Annotated in this window: 21 protein-coding genes and 1 pseudogene; 13 read left to right on the forward strand and 9 right to left on the reverse strand. The window is 70.6% G+C overall.

Features of this window, described 5'->3' with window-relative positions; genetic code table 11:
• Window positions 1–182: KR domain-containing protein (locus ACWC09_RS26785; RefSeq protein WP_450853184.1), on the reverse strand; the 182-nt coding region annotated here is incomplete at its 3' end.
• Between ACWC09_RS26785 and ACWC09_RS26790 the strand changes: the two genes are divergently transcribed.
• From ACWC09_RS26790 to ACWC09_RS26810, 5 genes and pseudogenes are all read left to right on the forward strand, one after another.
• Window positions 154–1,605, forward strand: a complete 1,452-nt coding sequence (locus tag ACWC09_RS26790) for a gluconate:H+ symporter (protein ID WP_450853185.1) — start codon at window positions 154–156, stop codon at window positions 1,603–1,605. The two genes, ACWC09_RS26785 and ACWC09_RS26790, sit on opposite strands and share 29 nt — an antisense overlap.
• Window positions 1,606–1,646: 41 nt before the next feature.
• Entirely contained in the window at window positions 1,647–2,975 is a 1,329-nt protein-coding gene (locus ACWC09_RS26795; protein WP_450853186.1) for an enolase C-terminal domain-like protein, read from the forward strand.
• Between the two features lie 15 nt (window positions 2,976–2,990).
• Window positions 2,991–3,190, forward strand: a pseudogene (locus tag ACWC09_RS26800) (GNAT family N-acetyltransferase); the annotation flags it as partial.
• 156 nt (window positions 3,191–3,346) lie between these two features.
• Window positions 3,347–4,801, forward strand: a complete 1,455-nt coding sequence (gene argG / locus ACWC09_RS26805; RefSeq protein ID WP_450853187.1) for an argininosuccinate synthase — start codon at window positions 3,347–3,349, stop codon at window positions 4,799–4,801.
• Window positions 4,802–5,044: 243 nt separating this feature from the next.
• A complete protein-coding gene (locus ACWC09_RS26810) occupies window positions 5,045–6,151 on the forward strand; it encodes an NAD(P)/FAD-dependent oxidoreductase (RefSeq protein WP_450853188.1) in 1,107 nt (368 codons plus the stop codon).
• An 11-nt stretch (window positions 6,152–6,162) separates the two neighbouring features.
• Here ACWC09_RS26810 and ACWC09_RS26815 read toward each other — a convergent pair whose 3' ends face one another.
• From ACWC09_RS26815 to ACWC09_RS26825, 3 genes are all read right to left on the reverse strand, one after another.
• Window positions 6,163–7,536, reverse strand: a complete 1,374-nt coding sequence (locus ACWC09_RS26815; protein WP_450853189.1) for a Tat pathway signal sequence domain protein — start codon at window positions 7,534–7,536, stop codon at window positions 6,163–6,165.
• Between the two features lie 108 nt (window positions 7,537–7,644).
• Entirely contained in the window at window positions 7,645–8,922 is a 1,278-nt protein-coding gene (locus ACWC09_RS26820) for a CoA transferase (RefSeq protein ID WP_450853191.1), read from the reverse strand.
• Window positions 8,923–8,932: 10 nt separating this feature from the next.
• Window positions 8,933–9,235: an alpha/beta fold hydrolase gene (locus ACWC09_RS26825; RefSeq protein WP_450853193.1), complete on the reverse strand. Its 303-nt coding sequence runs from the start codon at window positions 9,233–9,235 to the stop codon at window positions 8,933–8,935.
• On the opposite strand from ACWC09_RS26825, the gene ACWC09_RS26830 reads away from it, so the two are divergent.
• From ACWC09_RS26830 to ACWC09_RS26840, 3 genes are all read left to right on the forward strand, one after another.
• Window positions 9,221–9,475: a Clp protease N-terminal domain-containing protein gene (locus tag ACWC09_RS26830; RefSeq protein WP_450853195.1), complete on the forward strand. Its 255-nt coding sequence runs from the start codon at window positions 9,221–9,223 to the stop codon at window positions 9,473–9,475. The genes ACWC09_RS26825 and ACWC09_RS26830 overlap by 15 nt on opposite strands.
• A gap of 57 nt (window positions 9,476–9,532) precedes the next feature.
• Window positions 9,533–10,111, forward strand: coding sequence for a PadR family transcriptional regulator (locus ACWC09_RS26835; RefSeq protein ID WP_450853197.1), 579 nt, complete (start codon window positions 9,533–9,535; stop codon window positions 10,109–10,111).
• A gap of 138 nt (window positions 10,112–10,249) precedes the next feature.
• Window positions 10,250–10,951 (forward strand): SDR family oxidoreductase, encoded by a 702-nt coding sequence (locus ACWC09_RS26840; RefSeq protein ID WP_450853198.1) that lies wholly within the window; start codon window positions 10,250–10,252, stop codon window positions 10,949–10,951.
• 12 nt (window positions 10,952–10,963) lie between these two features.
• On the opposite strand, the gene ACWC09_RS26845 is transcribed toward ACWC09_RS26840, so the two are convergent.
• The 3 genes from ACWC09_RS26845 to ACWC09_RS26855 all read right to left on the reverse strand — a co-directional run bounded on the left by ACWC09_RS26845 (window position 10,964) and on the right by ACWC09_RS26855 (window position 12,802).
• Window positions 10,964–11,368: an ATP-binding protein gene (locus ACWC09_RS26845; protein ID WP_450853200.1), complete on the reverse strand. Its 405-nt coding sequence runs from the start codon at window positions 11,366–11,368 to the stop codon at window positions 10,964–10,966.
• A gap of 308 nt (window positions 11,369–11,676) precedes the next feature.
• Window positions 11,677–12,063: a hypothetical protein gene (locus ACWC09_RS26850; protein WP_450853201.1), complete on the reverse strand. Its 387-nt coding sequence runs from the start codon at window positions 12,061–12,063 to the stop codon at window positions 11,677–11,679.
• A 532-nt stretch (window positions 12,064–12,595) separates the two neighbouring features.
• Window positions 12,596–12,802, reverse strand: coding sequence for a hypothetical protein (locus ACWC09_RS26855; RefSeq protein WP_450853203.1), 207 nt, complete (start codon window positions 12,800–12,802; stop codon window positions 12,596–12,598).
• A 142-nt stretch (window positions 12,803–12,944) separates the two neighbouring features.
• On the opposite strand from ACWC09_RS26855, the gene ACWC09_RS26860 reads away from it, so the two are divergent.
• The gene (locus tag ACWC09_RS26860) at window positions 12,945–13,451 is read left to right on the forward strand and encodes a MarR family winged helix-turn-helix transcriptional regulator (protein WP_450853205.1); all 507 of its coding nucleotides are present in this window, start codon (window positions 12,945–12,947) and stop codon (window positions 13,449–13,451) included.
• 614 nt (window positions 13,452–14,065) lie between these two features.
• On the opposite strand, the gene ACWC09_RS26865 is transcribed toward ACWC09_RS26860, so the two are convergent.
• Complete coding sequence (locus tag ACWC09_RS26865; protein WP_450853207.1) at window positions 14,066–15,241, reverse strand: AI-2E family transporter; 1,176 nt, start codon at window positions 15,239–15,241, stop codon at window positions 14,066–14,068.
• 313 nt (window positions 15,242–15,554) lie between these two features.
• Between ACWC09_RS26865 and ACWC09_RS26870 the strand changes: the two genes are divergently transcribed.
• The 3 genes from ACWC09_RS26870 (at window position 15,555) to ACWC09_RS26880 (ending at window position 16,970) form a co-directional block, all read left to right on the forward strand.
• A complete protein-coding gene (locus ACWC09_RS26870; protein ID WP_450853209.1) occupies window positions 15,555–15,884 on the forward strand; it encodes a hypothetical protein in 330 nt (109 codons plus the stop codon).
• Between the two features lie 73 nt (window positions 15,885–15,957).
• Complete coding sequence (locus ACWC09_RS26875; protein ID WP_450853211.1) at window positions 15,958–16,548, forward strand: NUDIX domain-containing protein; 591 nt, start codon at window positions 15,958–15,960, stop codon at window positions 16,546–16,548.
• Window positions 16,545–16,970 (forward strand): CBS domain-containing protein, encoded by a 426-nt coding sequence (locus tag ACWC09_RS26880; protein ID WP_450853213.1) that lies wholly within the window; start codon window positions 16,545–16,547, stop codon window positions 16,968–16,970. The genes ACWC09_RS26875 and ACWC09_RS26880 overlap by 4 nt, the downstream gene beginning before the upstream one ends.
• 74 nt (window positions 16,971–17,044) lie before the next feature.
• Here the strand turns inward: ACWC09_RS26880 and ACWC09_RS26885 are convergent, their stop codons facing one another.
• Window positions 17,045–17,284 (reverse strand): hypothetical protein, encoded by a 240-nt coding sequence (locus ACWC09_RS26885; RefSeq protein WP_450853215.1) that lies wholly within the window; start codon window positions 17,282–17,284, stop codon window positions 17,045–17,047.
• 203 nt (window positions 17,285–17,487) lie between these two features.
• Between ACWC09_RS26885 and ACWC09_RS26890 the strand changes: the two genes are divergently transcribed.
• Window positions 17,488–18,138 carry a phosphoribosyltransferase gene (locus ACWC09_RS26890; protein WP_450853217.1) on the forward strand — a complete coding sequence of 217 codons (651 nt, stop codon included), beginning with the start codon at window positions 17,488–17,490 and terminating at the stop codon, window positions 18,136–18,138.
• The last annotated feature ends 133 nt before the right edge of the window (window positions 18,139–18,271 follow it).

The following is an 18,271-nucleotide window of genomic DNA, read 5'->3' on the forward strand; positions in this document are numbered from 1 at the left end:
AGGTCAGCAGTCAATTCGCTGCGCTCGCTCCAGAAACCCCACGCGAGCGAGGTCGCCGGCAGCCCGGCGACGCGGCGGTACTGGGCAAGCGCGTCCGAGAGCGCCGACTCCCGTCCCGGGACGGCCTTGTTGTGCACACCCATTGACCTCGGCATGACGATCAACCTAGCCTCCGTCCTCATATGTAGACGGCATCCTCATCTGAGGATTCCGTTCGAGAGGGTGAACATCCCAGTCCCGACTGGCAGTTCAAAGGAGAACTGGCGCATGCCGCTCGTCGTGGTCGGAATCAGCGTGCTGATCCTGCTCTTCCTGATGACGAAGCTCAGACTGAACGGCTTCGCGGCCCTGCTCCTGGTGGCCGTGGGCGTCGCCCTGGTCCGGGGCATACCGCTGGAGAAGATCTCGGACGTCCTCTACGAGGGCATCGGCGGCCAGATCGGCGACACGATGCTCACCATCGGGCTCGGCGCCATGGTCGGCCGGGTGATGGGGGATTCGGGCGCCGCCCAGCGCATAGCCACCAAGCTGCTGGATGTCTGCGGGCCGCGCTGGGTCCAGGTCGCCATGGTGCTGACCGCGATGCTCATCGGCGTGACGATGTTCTACGAGGTCGCCTTCGTCATCATCGTGCCGGTCGCCTTCACGCTCGTCCGCGTCACCCGCTCCAACCTGCTGTGGGTCGGACTGCCCATGTCCATCGCCCTGTCCACCATGCACAGCTTCCTTCCGCCCCACCCCGGTCCGACCGCCGTGGCCGCCACCTTCCACGCCTCCGTCGGACTCACCCTGTTCTACGGCCTGTTCATCGCCGTCCCGGCCGGCGCGCTGATCGCCCTCACCTGGCCGCGCCTGCCCTTCGTCCGGGCGATGAACCCCGAGGTTCCGGCGGGCCTGGTCAGCGACCGCGTCTTCGAGGACGAGGAAATGCCCGGCATGGGCTGGTCACTGGCCGTGGCCCTGCTGCCGGTGGTGCTGATCGCCGGGGCCGCGGTGACCGACCTGGCCACCTCCGGATCGAGCCCGCTGCTGCACTTCGTCGCCTTCATCGGCTCCGCCCCGATCGCCCTGCTGCTCACCCTCCTCCTCTCGATCTGGGCACTCGGCCCGCGCATCGGCCGCAGCCTGGAGGAGGTCGCCGCCTCCTGCCGGGAGGCCGCGCAGGCGATGGCGATGATCCTGCTGGTGATCGGCGCGGGCGGTGCCTTCAAGAACGTCCTCGTCGAGGGCGGTGTCTCCGACTACATCAAGGACTCCACCGAGCACTGGTCCATCTCGCCGATCATCCTGGCCTGGCTGATCGCCGCGATCCTCCGCGTGGCCCTGGGCTCGGCGACCGTCGCCGTCGTCACCGCCTCCGGCGTGGCGCTGCCGCTGCTCGCCGGCAGCGGGGTACACCCCGAGGTCATGGTGCTCGCCGTCTCCTGCGGCTCGATCGCCTTCTCCCATGTCAACGACCCGGGATTCTGGATGTTCAAGGAGTACTTCAACCTGTCGGTCATCGACGCCATCAAGACACGGACGACCTACACGACGGTCCTCGCCGTCCTCGGCCTGGGCGGTGTGCTGGTCCTGGAGCAAGTCCTGGACACCCTCAACGTCTGACCCCCGCCCCAACCGCCCTCACCAGAACGGCAGTTCCCCTTATGAGCCAGCCCGTCGTCACCAAGTTCTCCGTCTACCCGGTCGCCGGCCGCGACTCCATGCTCCTCAACCTCTCCGGCGCGCACGCCCCGTGGTTCACCCGGAACGTCGTCGTCATCGAGGACTCCGAGGGGCGCACGGGCCTGGGCGAGGTACCCGGCGGGGAGAAGATCACCCAGACCCTGCGCGACGCCGAACCCCTCGTCCTGGGGGCGCGCGTGGGCGACTACACGGCGGTCCTGCGTACGCTGCAGGCGGCCTTCGCCGACCGCGACTCCGGTGGACGCGGTGCCCAGACCTTCGACCTGCGCACCACCGTCCATGCCGTCACCGCCGTCGAGTCGGCGCTCCTCGACCTGCTCGGCCAGCACCTGGAGGTCCCGGTCGCCGCCCTCCTCGGCGACGGCAAGCAGCGCGACTCCGTACGGGTCCTCGGCTACCTCTTCTACGTCGGTGATCCCGACCGCACGGACCTGGACTACGTCCGTGAACCGGACTCGGACGTGGAGTGGTACCGAATGCGGCGCGAGGAGGCGCTGACCCCGGAGGCGATCGTCCGCCAGGCCGAGGCCACCTACGACCACTACGGCTTCCGGGACTTCAAGCTCAAGGGCGGAGTCCTGCCCGGCGCCGAGGAGGTGAAGGCCGTACGGGCCCTGAAGGACCGCTTCCCCGAGGCGCGGATCACGCTCGACCCCAACGGCGCCTGGTCGCTGCGCGAGGCGATCGACCTGTGCCGGCCCCTCGTCGGCACCCTCGCCTATGCCGAGGACCCCTGCGGAGCCGAGGGCGGCTACTCGGGCCGGGAGATCCTCGCGGAGTTCCGCCGGGCCACCGGACTGCCCACGGCCACCAACATGATCGCCACCGACTGGCGGCAGCTCACCCACGCCCTGGCCCTGCAGTCCGTCTCCATCCCGCTCGCCGACCCGCACTTCTGGACCCTGCGGGGCTCGGTACGGGTGGCCCAGCTGTGCCACGAGATGGGCCTGACCTGGGGCTGCCACTCCAACAACCACTTCGACATCTCGCTCGCGATGATGGCCCACTGCGGCGCCGCCGCCCCGGGCGAGTACAACGCGCTGGACACGCACTGGATCTGGCAGGAGGGCCAGGAACGGCTGACCGTCGACCCGCCGCGCATCACCGACGGCGAGGTCGCCGTCCCGGACACCCCCGGCCTCGGCATCCGCCTCGACATGGACCGCCTCCTCGCCGCGCACGAGCTCCACCGCACGAAGGCGCTGTCGGGCCGTGACGACGCGGTCGGCATGCGTTACCTGATCAAGGACTGGACCTTCGACGGCAGGCGCCCTTGCCTGGTGCGCTGAGCAGGGCGTGCCCGTGCCCACCGCATCCCCTCCGGGCTCAACAACGAACTGCGCGGCCCGGCCCGTGGCGAGTACGTCGCGGGCTGAGCCGAAGGGACCCCCCTCCGGGCGTCCTCGCCCACGATGGCGACGAACCCGTCGGCTGGGCCGCCATCGCACCGCGCGCGGACACGACCTACGCGCGCCACCGCAAGATCCCGCACCTCGACGCCCTCCGGCATCCTGATGCGCCTCGACCTGCGCTGACGTATCGGCTCGGGGGCGCGGCGGCTCGTCGGCGCACGCCGGCGCCGAGTTCGACTCCTGCCCATGACGGGAAAGTAACCGACCCCACCTTTGCATGGTCATGCGTAATGATGCATACTCTTCCTATGTCCAAGGTCCTCACCTCCCTTCCCGCCGGCGAGCGCGTCGGCATCGCCTTCTCCGGCGGGCTCGACACCTCGGTCGCGGTCGCGTGGATGCGCGACAAGGGCGCCGTCCCGTGCACCTACACCGCCGACATCGGTCAGTACGACGAGCCCGACATCGCCTCGGTGCCCGGCCGTGCGAAGACCTACGGTGCCGAGATCGCGCGCCTGGTCGACTGCCGTGCCGCGCTGGTGGAAGAGGGCCTGGCCGCGCTCGCCTGCGGTGCGTTCCACATCCGCTCCGGCGGCCGCGCCTACTTCAACACCACCCCGCTGGGCCGCGCCGTCACCGGCACCCTGCTGGTCCGGGCCATGCTCGAGGACAACGTCCAGATCTGGGGCGACGGCTCGACCTTCAAGGGCAACGACATCGAGCGGTTCTACCGCTACGGCCTGCTCGCCAACCCCCACCTGCGGATCTACAAGCCCTGGCTGGACGCGAACTTCGTGACCGAGCTCGGCGGCCGCAAGGAAATGTCCGAGTGGCTGCTCGCCCACGGCCTGCCCTACCGGGACAGCACGGAGAAGGCGTACTCCACCGACGCCAACATCTGGGGCGCCACCCACGAGGCCAAGACCCTGGAGCACCTCGACACCGGCGTGGAGACCGTCGAGCCGATCATGGGCGTCCGGTTCTGGGACCCCGAGGTCGAGATCGCCGCCGAGGACGTGACGATCGGCTTCGACCAGGGCCGCCCGGTGACGATCAACGGCAAGGAGTTCGCCACCGCCGTCGACCTGGTCATGGAGGCCAACGCCATCGGCGGCCGGCACGGCCTCGGCATGTCCGACCAGATCGAGAACCGGATCATCGAGGCCAAGAGCCGGGGCATCTACGAGGCCCCCGGCATGGCCCTGCTGCACGCCGCCTACGAGCGTCTCGTCAACGCGATCCACAACGAGGACACCGTCGCCCAGTACCACACCGAGGGCCGGCGCCTTGGCCGCCTCATGTACGAGGGTCGCTGGCTGGACCCGCAGGCGCTGATGGTGCGCGAGTCCCTGCAGCGCTGGGTCGGCTCGGCGATCACCGGTGAGGTCACCCTGCGGCTGCGGCGCGGCGAGGACTACTCGATCCTCGACACCACGGGCCCGGCGTTCAGCTACCACCCGGACAAGCTCTCCATGGAGCGCACCGAGGACTCCGCGTTCGGCCCGGTCGACCGGATCGGCCAGCTCACCATGCGCAACCTCGACATCGCCGACTCCCGCGCCAAGCTGGAGCAGTACGTCGGCCTCGGTCTGATCGGCACCGGCAGCCCCACCATCGGCGCCTCTCAGGCGGCGGCGACGGGTCTGATCGGCACCATGCCGGAGCTGCCCGAGGGTGGCGCCGAGGTCATCGCCTCCCGTGGCGAGGTCTCCGAGCAGGACGCGCTGCTGGACCGTGCCGCCATGGAGTCCGGCACGGACTGACCGGCGCCGCCGGAGACGACGTACCACCACAAGGCCGGCCCCGCGCTGAATGGCGCGGGGCCGGCCTTCTGTCGTGGAAAGCGCGTGCGCACACATCCCCCGTCATTACTTCGCAAAATGTACACACGCCTGCCCAAGAGCTTTAGAGTTCAAGCGCTACGCTCACAGGCAGTTCGAGTGGCCGAGGAAGCCCCACGCGTCCCGCCGCTCGCATCCCCCCACGAGCAGGCACAGGAGAGTCGTGTGCATGACCGCGACGTAGTGGTGATCGGCGGCGGCTACGCGGGAGTCCGCCTGGCAAAACGACTCGACGCGACGGCGCGGGTCACCTTGGTGGACCGCAAGGAGGTCTTCTTCCACCGCATAGCCTCCCTGCGCGCGGGAGTGCGCCCGGAGTGGTCCATCACCCCCTTCATCCCGTACGACCGGCTGCTCGCCAACGGCCGGGTGGTGGTCGGCAAGGCGCTGCGGATCGACACCGACGCGCGGGAGGTGGTGCTGGCGACGGGAGAACGGCTGCCGTACGACGTGGTCGTGATCGCCACCGGCGCCGACTACCCCGAACCGGCCCGCTTCACCGGTACCACCACCGAAGAGACGCTCAAGTCCCTCAGCGACCACCAGCACAAGATCGCCGGCGCCGAGCACGTCCTGGTCGTGGGCGGTGGCCCCTCCGGCGTAGAACTCAGCGCCGAGATACGCCTCGCGCGGCCCGACGCACGGGTCACCCTCGCCCACTCCGGCACCGAGCTGCTGCACAACACGGGCGTCGAGCGGGCCGGACGCCGGGCGCGGACCTGGCTGGAGGACCACGGGGTGGAGGTTCGGCTCGGCGCGTTCATGTCGCCCGGCAACGACTTCGGCACCTACCGCGACGCACACGGCAACATCACCGCCGCCGATCTCTCCTTCTGGACCACGGGCACCACGCCCAACACGCTCTGGCTGCGGCTGGGCGGACACGGCGACTGGCTCAACGCGTCCGGACACGTCAGGGTCGACCGGTCGCTGCGGGTCGCCGGCTGGCGGAACGTGTACGCCGTCGGTGACGTCAACGACGCCACCGAACTCAAGATCACGCCCGCCGCGCTCGCCCAGGCCGACCTCGCCGCCTGGAACATCCGCACCTACCTGCACAGCGCCGGGAGGCACCGCAAGGAGCCCCGCCTCTACCGGCCGGTCCACCGCACCCCGGTCATCGTGCCCTTCGGCCCGCGCGACGGGCTGACGATCATGCCGGTACCGGGCGGCCAGAGCGCGGTCCTCGGCAACCGCCCCTCCATGCTGGCCAAGGCGAAGACCCTGATGACGCCGTACATGAGGCGCCAACTCGGCTACACCGCCCGGTGAGTCGGGGACTCTCAGACCGCCAGCGGGTTGGAGCGCGCCGCCGCCAGCAGGTACCAGGCCGTGGCGCCGGTGTGCCGGTGGGGGTAGTAGCCGAACCCGAAACCGGTGTCGAGCGGGCTGCTCGCCGACACCACCCCGGAGCCCTCGGCCACCGCCGTGCCGCCGAGGGTCTGGCCGCCGCCCAGCAGATCCTGGGCACGCTCGATGGACGCGATCAGCCGCCGTGCGCGCGCCTCGTCACCGGGAGCCCGGCGCCCGCGCAGGGCGAGCGCGAGATGGGCGGTGCCCTCGAACCAGACGCCGTTGCGGTCGGGCTTGGGCTGCCCCGACGCGATCGGGGCGTCCTCGTTCGCCACGAGAGCGGCCGAACTGAAGGTGACCCCGTCGTACGACTGCCCTTGCGGGACGGTGCTGTTGGGGCGCTCGGCGGTGTCCAGGACGGCGAGCTGGGAGGCGGCCCAGTCCAGCGAGCGCACGTAGGACGGGGAGCCGAGGGCGAGGTGGGTCCAGGTCTGGGTGTCCTCGGGGATCGGCGACTTGTTGATCGTCACGCCGTCGTTCGTGCCGGTGTAGAAGAAGCCGCCCGACGGCTCCCACATCTTCTGCACGAACTCCCTTGCGCGCGCCCGCCGTTCGAGCCACACCTTGTCCCCCGTCAGCCGGGCGAGCCTGCCGAACAGGCCGACCAGGTCGGTGTTGTGCTCGGTCGCGGTGAAGGGCAGCTTCTCGTTCGCGCCGTTCACCCCGAACTTGTAGCCGCCCAGCGGCTCGTCGGTACGCCCGGTGCGCTCGATCCACTCGCCGATCCGCACGGCACCGTCGAGGAACCGGCGTTCAGCGGTCCGTCCGGCGAGGGTGCCCAGCGCGATACCGGCCCACGCCATGTCGCCCACCGCGGTACCGGTGAAGCCGAACTGGGTGCCCACATTGGCCGTGCCGTCCGCGCGCACGAAGCCGTCCGGCTGCGACGAGCCGTCGTAGAAGGTGTACGGCCCCACGTTGTACGCCTGCCGCAGCCTGCCGTCGTCGTAACCGGGGTCGTGCGCCTGGGCGTACAGGAGCGCGTCGCCGAGCGCCACGGCGCGGGACCGGCCGTCGGCCGTGCGGGAGGCGAGGTTCGCCAGGATCGCCAGGGCGTTGTCGTAGGTGAACGCCGTGCTGAACAGGCCTGCCTGGTCGGTGTAGCTCTGGGACAGCCGGACGGTGCCGTGGTCCGGGTAGGCGTCCATGGCGGCGGCGAGGAAGGCGGACGCCCGTTCGGGTGCGGAGGCCTTGCGGGACGCTGCGGCGGCGGTTCCGGTGGCCGTCAGGACCGCGGCGCCGACGCCGAGGCCGGTCCCGATGAGTGCGCGACGGCTGAGTCCCCGGCCTGGGCTGGCGGTCATGGGTCTCCTCGTGAGGTTCGGGGCGCCCTGGGGCTTGAGAGCGCTCTCAAGCGTGCGCGCTCATTCTCCTGTCGGGGTGGGGTCCGGTCAACGACCGTGGCGTACGAGTCAGCCGAGAAGGCGGTCGGCGGCCCGGTCCCAGGTGTCCGGGGTGACGCCGCGCTGCCGCAGCGTCGCCTTGCGTACCTTGCCAGTCTCGGTGAGCGGCAGGCTCGGGACAACTTCGACGTACCGGGGCACGGCGAACGCGGGCAGTTCACGCGCAGGTCGAGGACGCGGACGCCGTCGAGGGCGGGAGCGTTCGAGCGGGTGTCCTCGACCGGCCGCAGGGGACGGTCCTCGGCGAGGAGTGTCTGGTCGGCGCCGATGCCGGGCACGGTGAGCGCGGTGGTCCGGCGGCCCTCCGGGAACGCGAACGGGAAGCCCAGGTCGGTCCGGCCGTCGACCCGTGTGAAGAAGCCACGCGCGGCGAGCTGGGGGTTGTCGGGCAGCTCGTACGGCAGGTCCACCGCCGCCCAGGGCAGCTTCCTGGCCTGCGCCCGCTCCGCGAACCCGCCTTGGGCCAGGCGCCCACGAAGTCCTGGACGACCTTGAAGACATGCTCCTGGTGTGTCTTGCGCTCGACCGGGTCCTGCCACCGCGGCTCGGCCAGATCGGCCTGCGCGCCCTCTTCGCACAGCCACGCCAGCAGCGCGTCCCACATGCGCGGGCTGCCGCCGAGTCCGCCGCCGAGGTGGCCGTCGGCCGCCCGGAACAGCCCGTGCGGGACCAGGGGGTGCACACGCCCCGGCCGCGCCGGCACCCGGTCCTCGTGCAGATAGGCGAGCGTGCCGCCTCCAGGGCAGCGGCCACGCACGCCTGCGCGGACACGTCGATCAGCTGGCCCGGCCCCCGTCGTCGGGCCCGCAGCCCCAGCACGGCGGCAATGGCCGCGTTGACGCCGGCGAGCTGCTCCGCCTGGTTCTCCGGCAGGTGCAGCGGCGGCCCGTCCGGGTCGCCGACCTGCGCGAGCATCCCGCCCAGCGCCGCCACCACCAGATCGGTGCCCTGCCAGTCGCTGCGCGGGCCGACCAGGCCGAACGGGGTGACGCGGACGTGGACCAGGTGGTCGAGGCCTGCTGCCCGGACGCCCTCCGCCGTGCCGTCGAGCAGCACGTCGGCTCCGGCGAGGAGACGGTCCAACTCCTCGGTGGCGGACGGGTCCAGGAGCACCGAGCGCTTCCCGGCGTCCCAGTGGGTGAAGCCGTCGGGGTCCTCGTGGCGATCCGGGTCGCCCTCGGGAGGCTCGACCAGGATCACCTCGTAGCCGAGTCCGACCAGCAGCCGACCGGCGAACCGGGTGAAGGGGCTGGTCAGTTCGACGACGCGCGGGGTTGATGCGGTCACATGCCCTCCGTCAGCGGTGCGACTGGTTCAGGAAGCCCGTCACGGTGGTGTAGTAGTCGTACGGCCGCTCCTCCTGGGGGTGGTGGGAGGCGAGGCTCATCACGTGCAGGCTGCCCTGCGGGACCATGCGGGCCAGCATGAGCGGGTAGTCCGGGGTGAGGAAGGCGTCGTACATCCCCCAGAGGAAGAGGGTGGGGGACTGGATGCGACCGAGTTCGGCGGAGAGGTCCTGCCAGTCGCCGCGCGGGTTGTCCGAGGCGCCGGCCAGCGCGGTCTCCTCGGGGTCGAGGCTCTGCTCGTGGCGCAGAGCCACCGTGCCCTCGGGGATGGCGTCCGACCGGAGAGCAAGGAGGCCATCGAGCAGGCGCACCGCGCCTCGGCCGACCTCGGCCACGACTGGGTCGGCACGGAACACACGCTGCTGGGCCTGATCCGCACCGAGGAGAGTCCGGCCGCGCAGATCCTGCGCGACCTCGGCTTCACGCCGGACGAGCTGCATGAGACGGTCAGGGCCGAGATCACCGAACGGCTCGCCGCGCGCGACAAGCAGTGACGACACGTCATCTCTGGTCACCTCCTTGACTAATCAACGCGGTGTTAATTTGAGCCCATGGCATTGCGCAACGCGGTGATGGCCGCGCTCCTGGAGGGCGAGGCGTCCGGATATGACCTGGCCAAGGGCTTCGAGGCCTCGGTCGCCAACTTCTGGATGGCCACCCCGCAGCAGCTCTACCGGGAGCTGGAGCGCATGGAGGGCGAGGGGCTCGTCTCCGCGCGGGTCGTGCAGCAGGAACGCCGCCCGAACAAGCGGCTGTTCTCGCTCACCGAGGCCGGGCTCGAGGTCCTGCGCGACTACGTCCTCGACACCCCGGCCAAGCCCCTGGCCATCCGCGACGAGCTGATGGTCAAGGTGCAGTGCGTCGACCTCGGCGACGCGGACGCCGTCGACGCCGTACATGCCGCGGTCGCCGAGCGTCTCGAGCGGGCCGAGGCCAAGCTCGCCCGCTACGAGCGACTGAAGGAGCGGCTGCTGGCCGGGCGCACGGAGGACGAGTACTTCGCGAAGGCCGAGCGCATCGGCCCGTACCTCACCCTGCTCGGCGGCCTGGCGCTGGAGCGGGCCAACGTCCACTGGGGCGAGACGGTGCTGGAGCGGCTCGGGCAGCGAGCGGCCGTGCTGAAGCGCTGATATCCGAGTCCACGGCGCCGACACCCAAGTCCACTTTTCCAACTCAATACAGCTTCGGTATTGAGTATCGGAAACCGATCGGTTTACAGTGATGAAAACCGATCGGTTTATTCACTGTTCTCGCTCAAGGAGCCAGTCATGACAGCGATCAAGGGCGCCGTCGTCCTCGTCACCGGCGGCAGCCGTGGCATCGGCAAGGCGCTGGTGGAGGAGCTGTACGCGCGTGGCGTCGGCAAGGTGTACGCCACGGCCCGCGACCCCCGTACGGTGACGCACCCCGACGCCGTACCCCTGGCTCTGGAGGTCACCGACCCCGACTCGGTGGCGGCCGCCGCGGCACAGGCCCAGGATGTCACCATCCTGGTCAACAACGCCGGAGTCTCCGTCGGCGGACCCTTCCTCGCCACCTCGGTCGAGGACGTGCGCCGGGAGTTCGAGATCAACTTCTACGGGCCGCTGCTCGTCACCCGCGCCTTCGTGCCGGCGATCGAGCGCAACGGCGGCGGCCATATCCTCAACGTCCACTCCGTGCTGTCCTGGCTGGGCAACGCCGGCTCCTACAGTGCCTCCAAGGCCGCCCTGTGGCAGCAGACCAACTCCCTGCGCCTGGAGCTGCAGCCGCGCGACATCGCGGTCACCGGCCTGCACGTCGGATATGTGGACACCGACCTCACCACACGCATCGACGCACCCAAGTCGGACGCCCGTACCGTCGCAGCGCTCGCGCTCGACGGCGTCGAGGCCGGAGCGCACGAGGTGCTGGCCGACGACCTCACGCGCCAGGTGAAGGCCGGGCTGTCCGGCGAACTCGCGGGACTGTACCCGCAGTTGGCCCAGTAACGCCGACCCGCCTCACGGGGCGGAGTCGACCAGCGCCCACACCGTCTTGCCGTGCCGCCCCCGGGGCCGTACGCCCCAGGTCCGCGCCACCTGGTCGACCAGATGCAGTCCGCGCCCCCGCTCGTCGTCCGCGCTCCGCACGCCCTGAAGCACCGGCTGGGCCGGGCTCTCGTCGGAGACGGCGATGAAACAGGAGCCGTCGGCCCTCGCCGTCACCGAGATCTCGAACTCGCGCTGCAGGATGGGGCCGTGGCGGACCACGTTCGCCGCCAGCTCGGAGGCCAGCAGGACGACGTCCTCCGTGATCGCGTCGTCCTTGTCGTGCCCCCACGTGGCCAGATGTTGTCGGACCCGGTGCCGGGCGAAGCCGACCGACGCCGGGTGCCGAGGCACCCGGAAGGCCTCACGTCTCAGCACAACGCATCCCTCCCCAGGAAACGCCGAAAATTCCCCCCACCGGAAGAAGCGCACAGTGACAGATCAATGTCACTGCGCACACGAGGCGCACAAGAATCCGGCCATGTCCGGACGATCGGTGACACGGTGACACCGGTCACTGTGTGAGGCGCTGCCTCGCCGCTGCCGGAGCGTGAAGCCACAGGTGGGAGGGGTGGCAGCGCGATGGCTGGGGGCTGGGACACGGGTGGGGAAGGGTGGGAGAAATGGCCCGTGCGGCTGTCGGTGTGAGGTCAGATTGGCCGAGCTACGGCGGGTCGGACCCGAGGTCACAGAGGCAGACCCAGGGCGTCACGCACTTCACGGGCGACGATTTGAGTGGTGGAGGGGCCGACCGTCAGGTCGTTCTTGGCGAGGGCGAAGGCGAAGCGATGGTCCGGTACCGCCCAGCCCGGCGATCCGCCCGCCCCACCGTGCCCGAACTCCCGGCCGCCGGCGCCGTAGCCGAGGGCGCGTCGGGACCGGTCTCCGGACAGCGCGTCCGGCAGGTCGGGGCCGGGGGCCGAGGCCGTGGCGATGCGCTCCGCGGGCATCAGACGGATGCCGTCCAGCCGGCCGCCCTCGGCCAGTGCCGCGTACATACGGGCGAGCGCGCGGGCACTGCCGGTGCACCCCGACGGCACGCAGGCCTGTAGGACGTCGGGCCGGTTGACCATGGTGAGGGTCAGCGCCTCCGGCGTGATCTGCTTGAGCTCCGGCGGTCTGCCCGGGGGGATCGTCCGGTGCGCCGTCCACCACGACGGCCAGTCGGGGCGCCATGTCCTCGGCGATGCCGTAGACGAGGGAGTCCGCGATGCCGAGCGGTCCGGTGATCTCGTCGCGGACGACCCGGTCGACGCCGCGGCCGTCGGCTCGTCGGATCACCTCGCCGAGGAACGCCGTCCTGACCGCCCTCGTACGGGCGCTGCGCCCGCTGGACACCGGCCGGTTCGGGCTCTACGAGCGTTCCCGTCCGGACGCCGGCCCGTATCGTCCCTGGCTCCTCTGGCTCGGTCTGCCCGTGGGCATCGCGGCCCTGACCCGCTTCGCCGAGCGGGGCTTCGCCGCCGCCGGGCGGTTCCCCGTCGTGCCGGCCCTGGGCACGGCACTGGTGCTGCTCCACCGCCGCCCGGCGGGGAGAGGACATGGAGGACGCCTTGGAAGAGGCGGCCTGACGGGGCGGCCGTCGCCGGGCCGGCGTCCGATGGGTCAGAAGGCGCCCGGGGTGCGGCCGAGGGTGTGGTCCGGGTCGGCGGGGTCGACGCCCTTGACCCGGCCGACGTAGAGCTCGACCTGGGTGCGGAAGCGCTCCACCGCGCCGCGGTTCGACATGAACCTCGCGAAGGCGTCCGGGTCGGTGTTCTTGTACGACGCCAGGAGCTTGAGGCCGGTCGGCGGGGCGACGTCCTCGCGCACCGACCAGGTCCATGTCGCGATGGCGCTCTTCTGCGTGGCCCGGGTGCTCAGCCGGCTCAGGAAGAGCTCGGCACCCGCCTTGTGCGGGGCCTTCCACCCGTTGTGATTGAAGTTTCAAACGATGGGTCGGTAGAGTGTGACCATGTCCACGACGCCGCGCTGGCTCAATGTCGAGGAGCGACGGGCCTGGCTGGCCTATGTCGACTTCTCCACTCTGCTCGCCGACCACCTCAACCGGCAGTTGCGGCGCGACGCCGGCATGACGCACGCCGACTACAGCCTGCTGGCCCACCTCTCCTCGGAGCCCGACGGTGCCCTCGGCATGTCCGAGCTGGCCCAGCGGCTCAAGATCACCCGCAGTCGGCTCACGCACGCCGTGAACCGCCTGCGCGACACCGGCCTGGTCGACCGGCGCGAGGACCCCGCCGACGGCCGCGGCCAGCTCGCGGTCCTCACCGACGAGGGCCACGCCCTCCTTGAGCGGGCCGCCCCGGGCCATGTGGAAGCCGTGCGCAGGGCGGTCTTCGATGCCCTGACCCCTGAACAGGTACGGCAGTTCGCGGAGATCGGCGAGGCGATCAGCGACGCCCTGCACCATGCCGAGAACGCGGCGGCGGATTCGGCTGTGCTGCCGTGGCGGCGGCGCTGAACGCCTCGCGGAACGCCGCGGCGGAGACATGAGCAAGACCTCGTGCGGGCGAATCCGGTACGGCGATCAGCTCAGGCGGCAGATCATCTCGGTCGGGGCAAGGAGGCCCTCCTCAATGCTCCGGAGCACCTTTGCGACCTTGGTCGCCGCGTCGGTGCCCATCGCCACGCCGATCGGAGCCGGAGGCGTGTCCCCGACCGCAGGGTGGTGCGGCGTGCCGTTCCGGCGGTGCGGATCGCCCGCGTCACGAAGCGACTGGATGGCCTACGAGCGGTGATCGTGCTCGGCGACGATGTCGAACCCGCATGTCCTCGCACGGCAACCCTGCCGCAGGACAAAGCGGCCGGACGGTAACCGACGTAGTCGCCTCTGATCTGGTGTTTCGACCCACTCGAGAGGTGGAGGGCCGTGGCCGAACCGTGAGTTGCACCCCCAGGACGGGCGAGATCGTCACGGAGCTGCCCGAGTCGGCACCCCACGATGTGGAGGTGGCGCTCGGCAGGGCACGGGAAGCCCAGCGCGGATAGGCGTCCCTTTCGGTGCGAAGGCGTCCTCATGAAGGCGCTGAGGCTCCGCTGATCCAGCCGCTCATCGGTTCCTGGTGGGTGCCTCCCTCACCGGACCGATCGGCGACTGCCAGGCATCCGCCCCTCTCTGCTCGCGCCGGGGGCGCGCAGTTCGCCGTGCACCGCCCAGGCCACCGACACCATGGGCACCGCCACGATCGCGCCGATCACCCCGGCCAGGATGCTGCCGGCGATGACGGAGACGGCCACGACGACCGGGTGCAGCTGGACGGCCCAGCTCATCACCAGCGGATGCAGTACGTGGCCCTCGATCTGGCCGACGATGACGATCAGCGCGAGAACCGCGATCGCGATGGCCGGCCCGCGCGAAGCCAGGGCAACCACCGTGGCCACTCCCAACGCGATGGGTGATCCCACCAGCGGGATGAACGCGGCGAAGAACTCCAGCAACGTCAGCGGCAGGGCCAACGGCACCCGCAGCACGAACAGGGCGACGCCGACCAGCACCGCGTTGGTGGCCGCCACAATCACGATGCCCCGCGTGTACCCGGCGAAGGTCCGCCACGCCGCACGGCCTGCGCGGCTCCACGGGTCCTGTGCTCGCTGCGGCAGCTCCTCCTGGAACCAGCCCCAGAACCGGTCGCCGGAATGGATGAAGAACACGGAGCAGAACAGCGCGAGCGCCGCCGCGGTCAGCACCTCCACAAGCCGTCCGGCACCGCTCACAGCGCTGCTGATCAGTACGGAGCGGTGCTCGGACACGAAGGAGCTCACCTTTCCCTGAAGGTCCGACATCACCGTGGGACTCACATGGAATGGGGGCCCTCGCAGCCACCGTTCGATGCGCCCGATGCCCCCGCTGAACTCCTGCCCCAGCCGGTCCCACTCGCTCGCCACCAGTTCACCGACCAGCGACAGCAACCCGAGGACCACCATCAGGCTTCCTGCGACACTCACCACCACTGCCAGAGCCCTCGGCAGCCATCGCGCCAGCAGATCGGCGAGTGGACGCAGCACGGAGGTCACGACCAGAGCGAGGAACAAGGCCACAGCGACCAGTTGCAAACGTCCCAAAACCACGAAGCCCGCGTACGCGGCCGCCCCGAGGACCAGCAGCCGCCACGCATACGCGGCACCCACCTTCAGCCCGTGGTGGACGGCCACGCCGTCTCCGGCCCGCCCCACCACCGCCGTAGCCCTGCGCGCACGGGCCACCGTCCCGACTCCGCGGGCGGCCCGACTGCCCAGCACGACGTACCGCATCCGCCGCGGACCACGACTGCCATCGGAACCCGCACCCGGATGTCGGCGCGACCGACGCAAGGCATCGCTCACCCGCACATCACCGCCTCACGTCATCGAAACCACGCAGCTACGTGTCCCCACAGGGGCCACTTTTTAAATCGCCGGGAACTCATGGACTCACGGACTCCCGGGTCCGCGGACCGAGGAGCAGCAACCGCCTCCCGCGACCGGCCAACCAGCATTCTTGGCAATCCGTTCCACGACTTCTTACGGTTCTTGACGGAACGGTCCAGAATCCTGGTGTCCGTCACTCATCCTTGGCCACATCGACGTGTGGATCACCGACGTCGGCCTGCCGAACATCGGGCAGGGCGTCGGCTCGACCTCCGTGTCGGACCTGAGCCGGGTGCTCAATGGCTACGCGATCGTCTTCGCTGCCCTGCTCGTCCCGGCTGCCCCCCTGTCGATGATCACCGGTCCGTTCGCCCTCACCTGGCTGATCGTGGTGGTCCTGATGATCGTCCGCCCGGCTCGACGACAGGCGCATGACGACTCGGCGACCGCGGTGAACCCCGCCCATGGCACGGTCGGCTCTCAACCGGCTTACGGCCGCAGCCCTGGCCCGGCCTCGGCCGGCGAGGGCGAGCCCGGGCGGAGCTGACGTGGAGGGCGTCGCCAAGGGGCCGTATGCCCGTGAGGACGGATTGTCAGTGGTGGGCCGTACGCTCCGGAAGATGACCCGCCACCGCATCGAACCCCGCACCCTCGACGCCGCGATCAGTGACGCGAGACAGGCCCTGAACTCCTACGACAACGCCCTGGAGTGGCTGCTGCGCCCGGCGCAGGAGCTGAACGGTCCCCTGGGCTCCGGAGTCTGGGCGTTCGATCGCGTGTTGACGCATGTCCTGCTGGTGCGGCACGCCTGGCGCGGTTGGGTGCCGCCCGGCGGAGCGGTGGAACCGGGGGAGACGCCACGCGAGGCCGCCCGGCGGGAGCTGTTCGAGGAGACGGGGGTGCGTGCGCGGCTCGGTCCGGTGCCGGAGGCCGTCACGGTGCGCTCGTATCACCCGGGCTGGCCGGCCGTCATGGGGGTGACGTTCGTGGCAGTCCTGGACAGGGACGTCCAGTTGAGGCCCGAGGAGGGGCAGCCGGCGGCCTGGCTGCCGCTGGACCGGCCGTGGGAGGGATGGTTCGCCGAGGACCGGCCGCGGATGACGCGCTGCGCGGAACGGATGCGGTCCGGGGCAGAGTTTACGGAGACCGGTGTGGGCTACGTGACTGATATGCACCACCTCGCCGATCCAGGACCGGGAGGTACCCCATGACCCGGAAGATACGCGACGTGATGTCGCCCGGCACGGCCTCCGTCGAACCCATGACCACGGTGGCGCGTGCCGCCCGGCTGATGCGCGAGCAGGACATCGGCGACGTCCTGGTGGCGTACGACTGCGATCTCTTCGGCGTGCTGACCGATCGCGACATCGTGGTCCGGGCCCTTGCCGAGGGCCGCGATCCCGAGAACACGACCGTGGGCGCCGTATGCACCCGCCCGCCGGTGGCGACCCTGTCCCCGGACGACACGACCGACCGGGCGATCGAGCTGATGAGCCGGTACGCGGTCCGCCGTCTGCCGGTCGTCGAGCACGGCGGCTGCCCGGTGGGCGTCGTCAGCATCGCCGACCTCGCCGCCACCGAGGACCCGCACTCCGCCCTGGCGGCCATCAGCAGAGCCGAGCCGAACCGCTGACCTGCTGATCTCGACCGGCCTCAGGCGGGGGCGTCCCGTTCTGTCATCTCGTCGGCGTGCTTGGCCCTGCCCGGTCAGTACACCCGAGGCCTGCGCTGTCGGCGGTGCGACGCGCCGGTCACCATGGCCAGAGCCAGACAGAAGATGAGGGCCAGCGCCAGGCCGGAGCTGAAGACGGCGAGCGTGTTCATCGTGGCGATGTGGTGATCCAGCACCGACACGGTGTACTCGGGGCCTCCGGACAGGTTGCCGGCGATCGCCAGTGCCGTGAAGGCGCCGGTGGCTCCGAGGAGGAGCAGTCCGATGAGCAGCATCCGAGTCATCTCCTCACAAGAGGTCCTTCACGCTTACGGGTACCCGTGAGAGGTCCTTCACGCTTACGGGTACCCGTGACCTGCCGGTCCATGACCCGACGGGTCCCGTGCCGGGGTGGCCGGGGCGCGTGCATCGGACGGGACTCAAGGGGTACGCGGTGAGGGGACGGGGGTGTCTCCGTGCGGAAGGGGCGGCGAGGGCGATGCGGTTCCACGACCGCGGGCAGGCCGGGCGGGAACTGGCCGAGCGGCTGCGGATCGAGCAGGAGAAGGGCGTCCTGCCGGATCCCGTCGTCCTCGCCCTCCCACGCGGCGGAGTCGCTGTGGCCCGGGAGGTGGCGCGGGCGTTGAACGCCCCGCTCGACGTTCTGGTCGTACGGAAGATCGGTGCGCCCTTCCAGGAGGAGTACGGCGTCGGCGCGATCGCCGGCGAGGACGAGCCGCTCTTCGACGAACGTGCCCTCGACCTGCTGGGCCTCACCGAGTGGGACCTCGCCCCTGTCGTCGAACGCGAGCGCGCGGAGCTCCACCGCCGCGAGCGCCGCTACCGGCAGGGCCGCCCCGCCCCCGAGCTGACCGGCCGGACGGTGATCGTCGTGGACGACGGTCTGGCGACCGGCTCCACGGCGCGCGCCGCCCTGCGCTGCATCCGCCGCCAGGCGCCCGGCCGCCTCGTACTGGCCGTGCCGGTCGGCTCCGCGGAGGCGGTGAAGTTGATGCACGCCGAGGCCGACGAGGTGCTGTGCCTGCGGAGTCCGGCGTCCTTCATCGCTGTCGGCCCGTGCTACGAGCATTTCGACCAGCTGACCGACGAGGATGTGCTGAGGGCGCTGCGGGCGACGACCGGTAAGTGAGCCGGTCCGGGCGCAACGGGGGCCCCGGCCGACTCCGGGCTCGCATGGCTCGGATCGGTGTCGTCCAACCGGTCGCCCCGGAGCTCGGCCAGGTCCAGGGCTGAGGTCTTGAGATCCGCCCCGACCAGGTAGG

The sequence above is a fragment of the Streptomyces sp. NPDC001617 genome (assembly GCF_053596855.1).

Coding starts and splice junctions, on each gene's coding strand:
- ACWC09_RS26865 (WP_450853207.1), bottom strand. CDS start 15,241: ATGCGGTACGTCGTGCTGGGCAGTCGGGCCGCCCGCGGAGTCGGGACG.
- ACWC09_RS26880 (WP_450853213.1), top strand. CDS start 16,545: ATGACCCGGAAGATACGCGACGTGATGTCGCCCGGCACGGCCTCCGTC.
- ACWC09_RS26840 (WP_450853198.1), top strand. CDS start 10,250: ATGACAGCGATCAAGGGCGCCGTCGTCCTCGTCACCGGCGGCAGCCGT.
- ACWC09_RS26850 (WP_450853201.1), bottom strand. CDS start 12,063: ATGGTCAACCGGCCCGACGTCCTACAGGCCTGCGTGCCGTCGGGGTGC.
- ACWC09_RS26860 (WP_450853205.1), top strand. CDS start 12,945: ATGTCCACGACGCCGCGCTGGCTCAATGTCGAGGAGCGACGGGCCTGG.
- ACWC09_RS26835 (WP_450853197.1), top strand. CDS start 9,533: ATGGCATTGCGCAACGCGGTGATGGCCGCGCTCCTGGAGGGCGAGGCG.
- ACWC09_RS26875 (WP_450853211.1), top strand. CDS start 15,958: ATGACCCGCCACCGCATCGAACCCCGCACCCTCGACGCCGCGATCAGT.
- ACWC09_RS26890 (WP_450853217.1), top strand. CDS start 17,488: ATGCGGTTCCACGACCGCGGGCAGGCCGGGCGGGAACTGGCCGAGCGG.
- argG (WP_450853187.1), top strand. CDS start 3,347: ATGTCCAAGGTCCTCACCTCCCTTCCCGCCGGCGAGCGCGTCGGCATC.
- ACWC09_RS26885 (WP_450853215.1), bottom strand. CDS start 17,284: ATGCTGCTCATCGGACTGCTCCTCCTCGGAGCCACCGGCGCCTTCACG.
- ACWC09_RS26790 (WP_450853185.1), top strand. CDS start 154: ATGACGATCAACCTAGCCTCCGTCCTCATATGTAGACGGCATCCTCAT.
- ACWC09_RS26815 (WP_450853189.1), bottom strand. CDS start 7,536: ATGACCGCCAGCCCAGGCCGGGGACTCAGCCGTCGCGCACTCATCGGG.
- ACWC09_RS26795 (WP_450853186.1), top strand. CDS start 1,647: ATGAGCCAGCCCGTCGTCACCAAGTTCTCCGTCTACCCGGTCGCCGGC.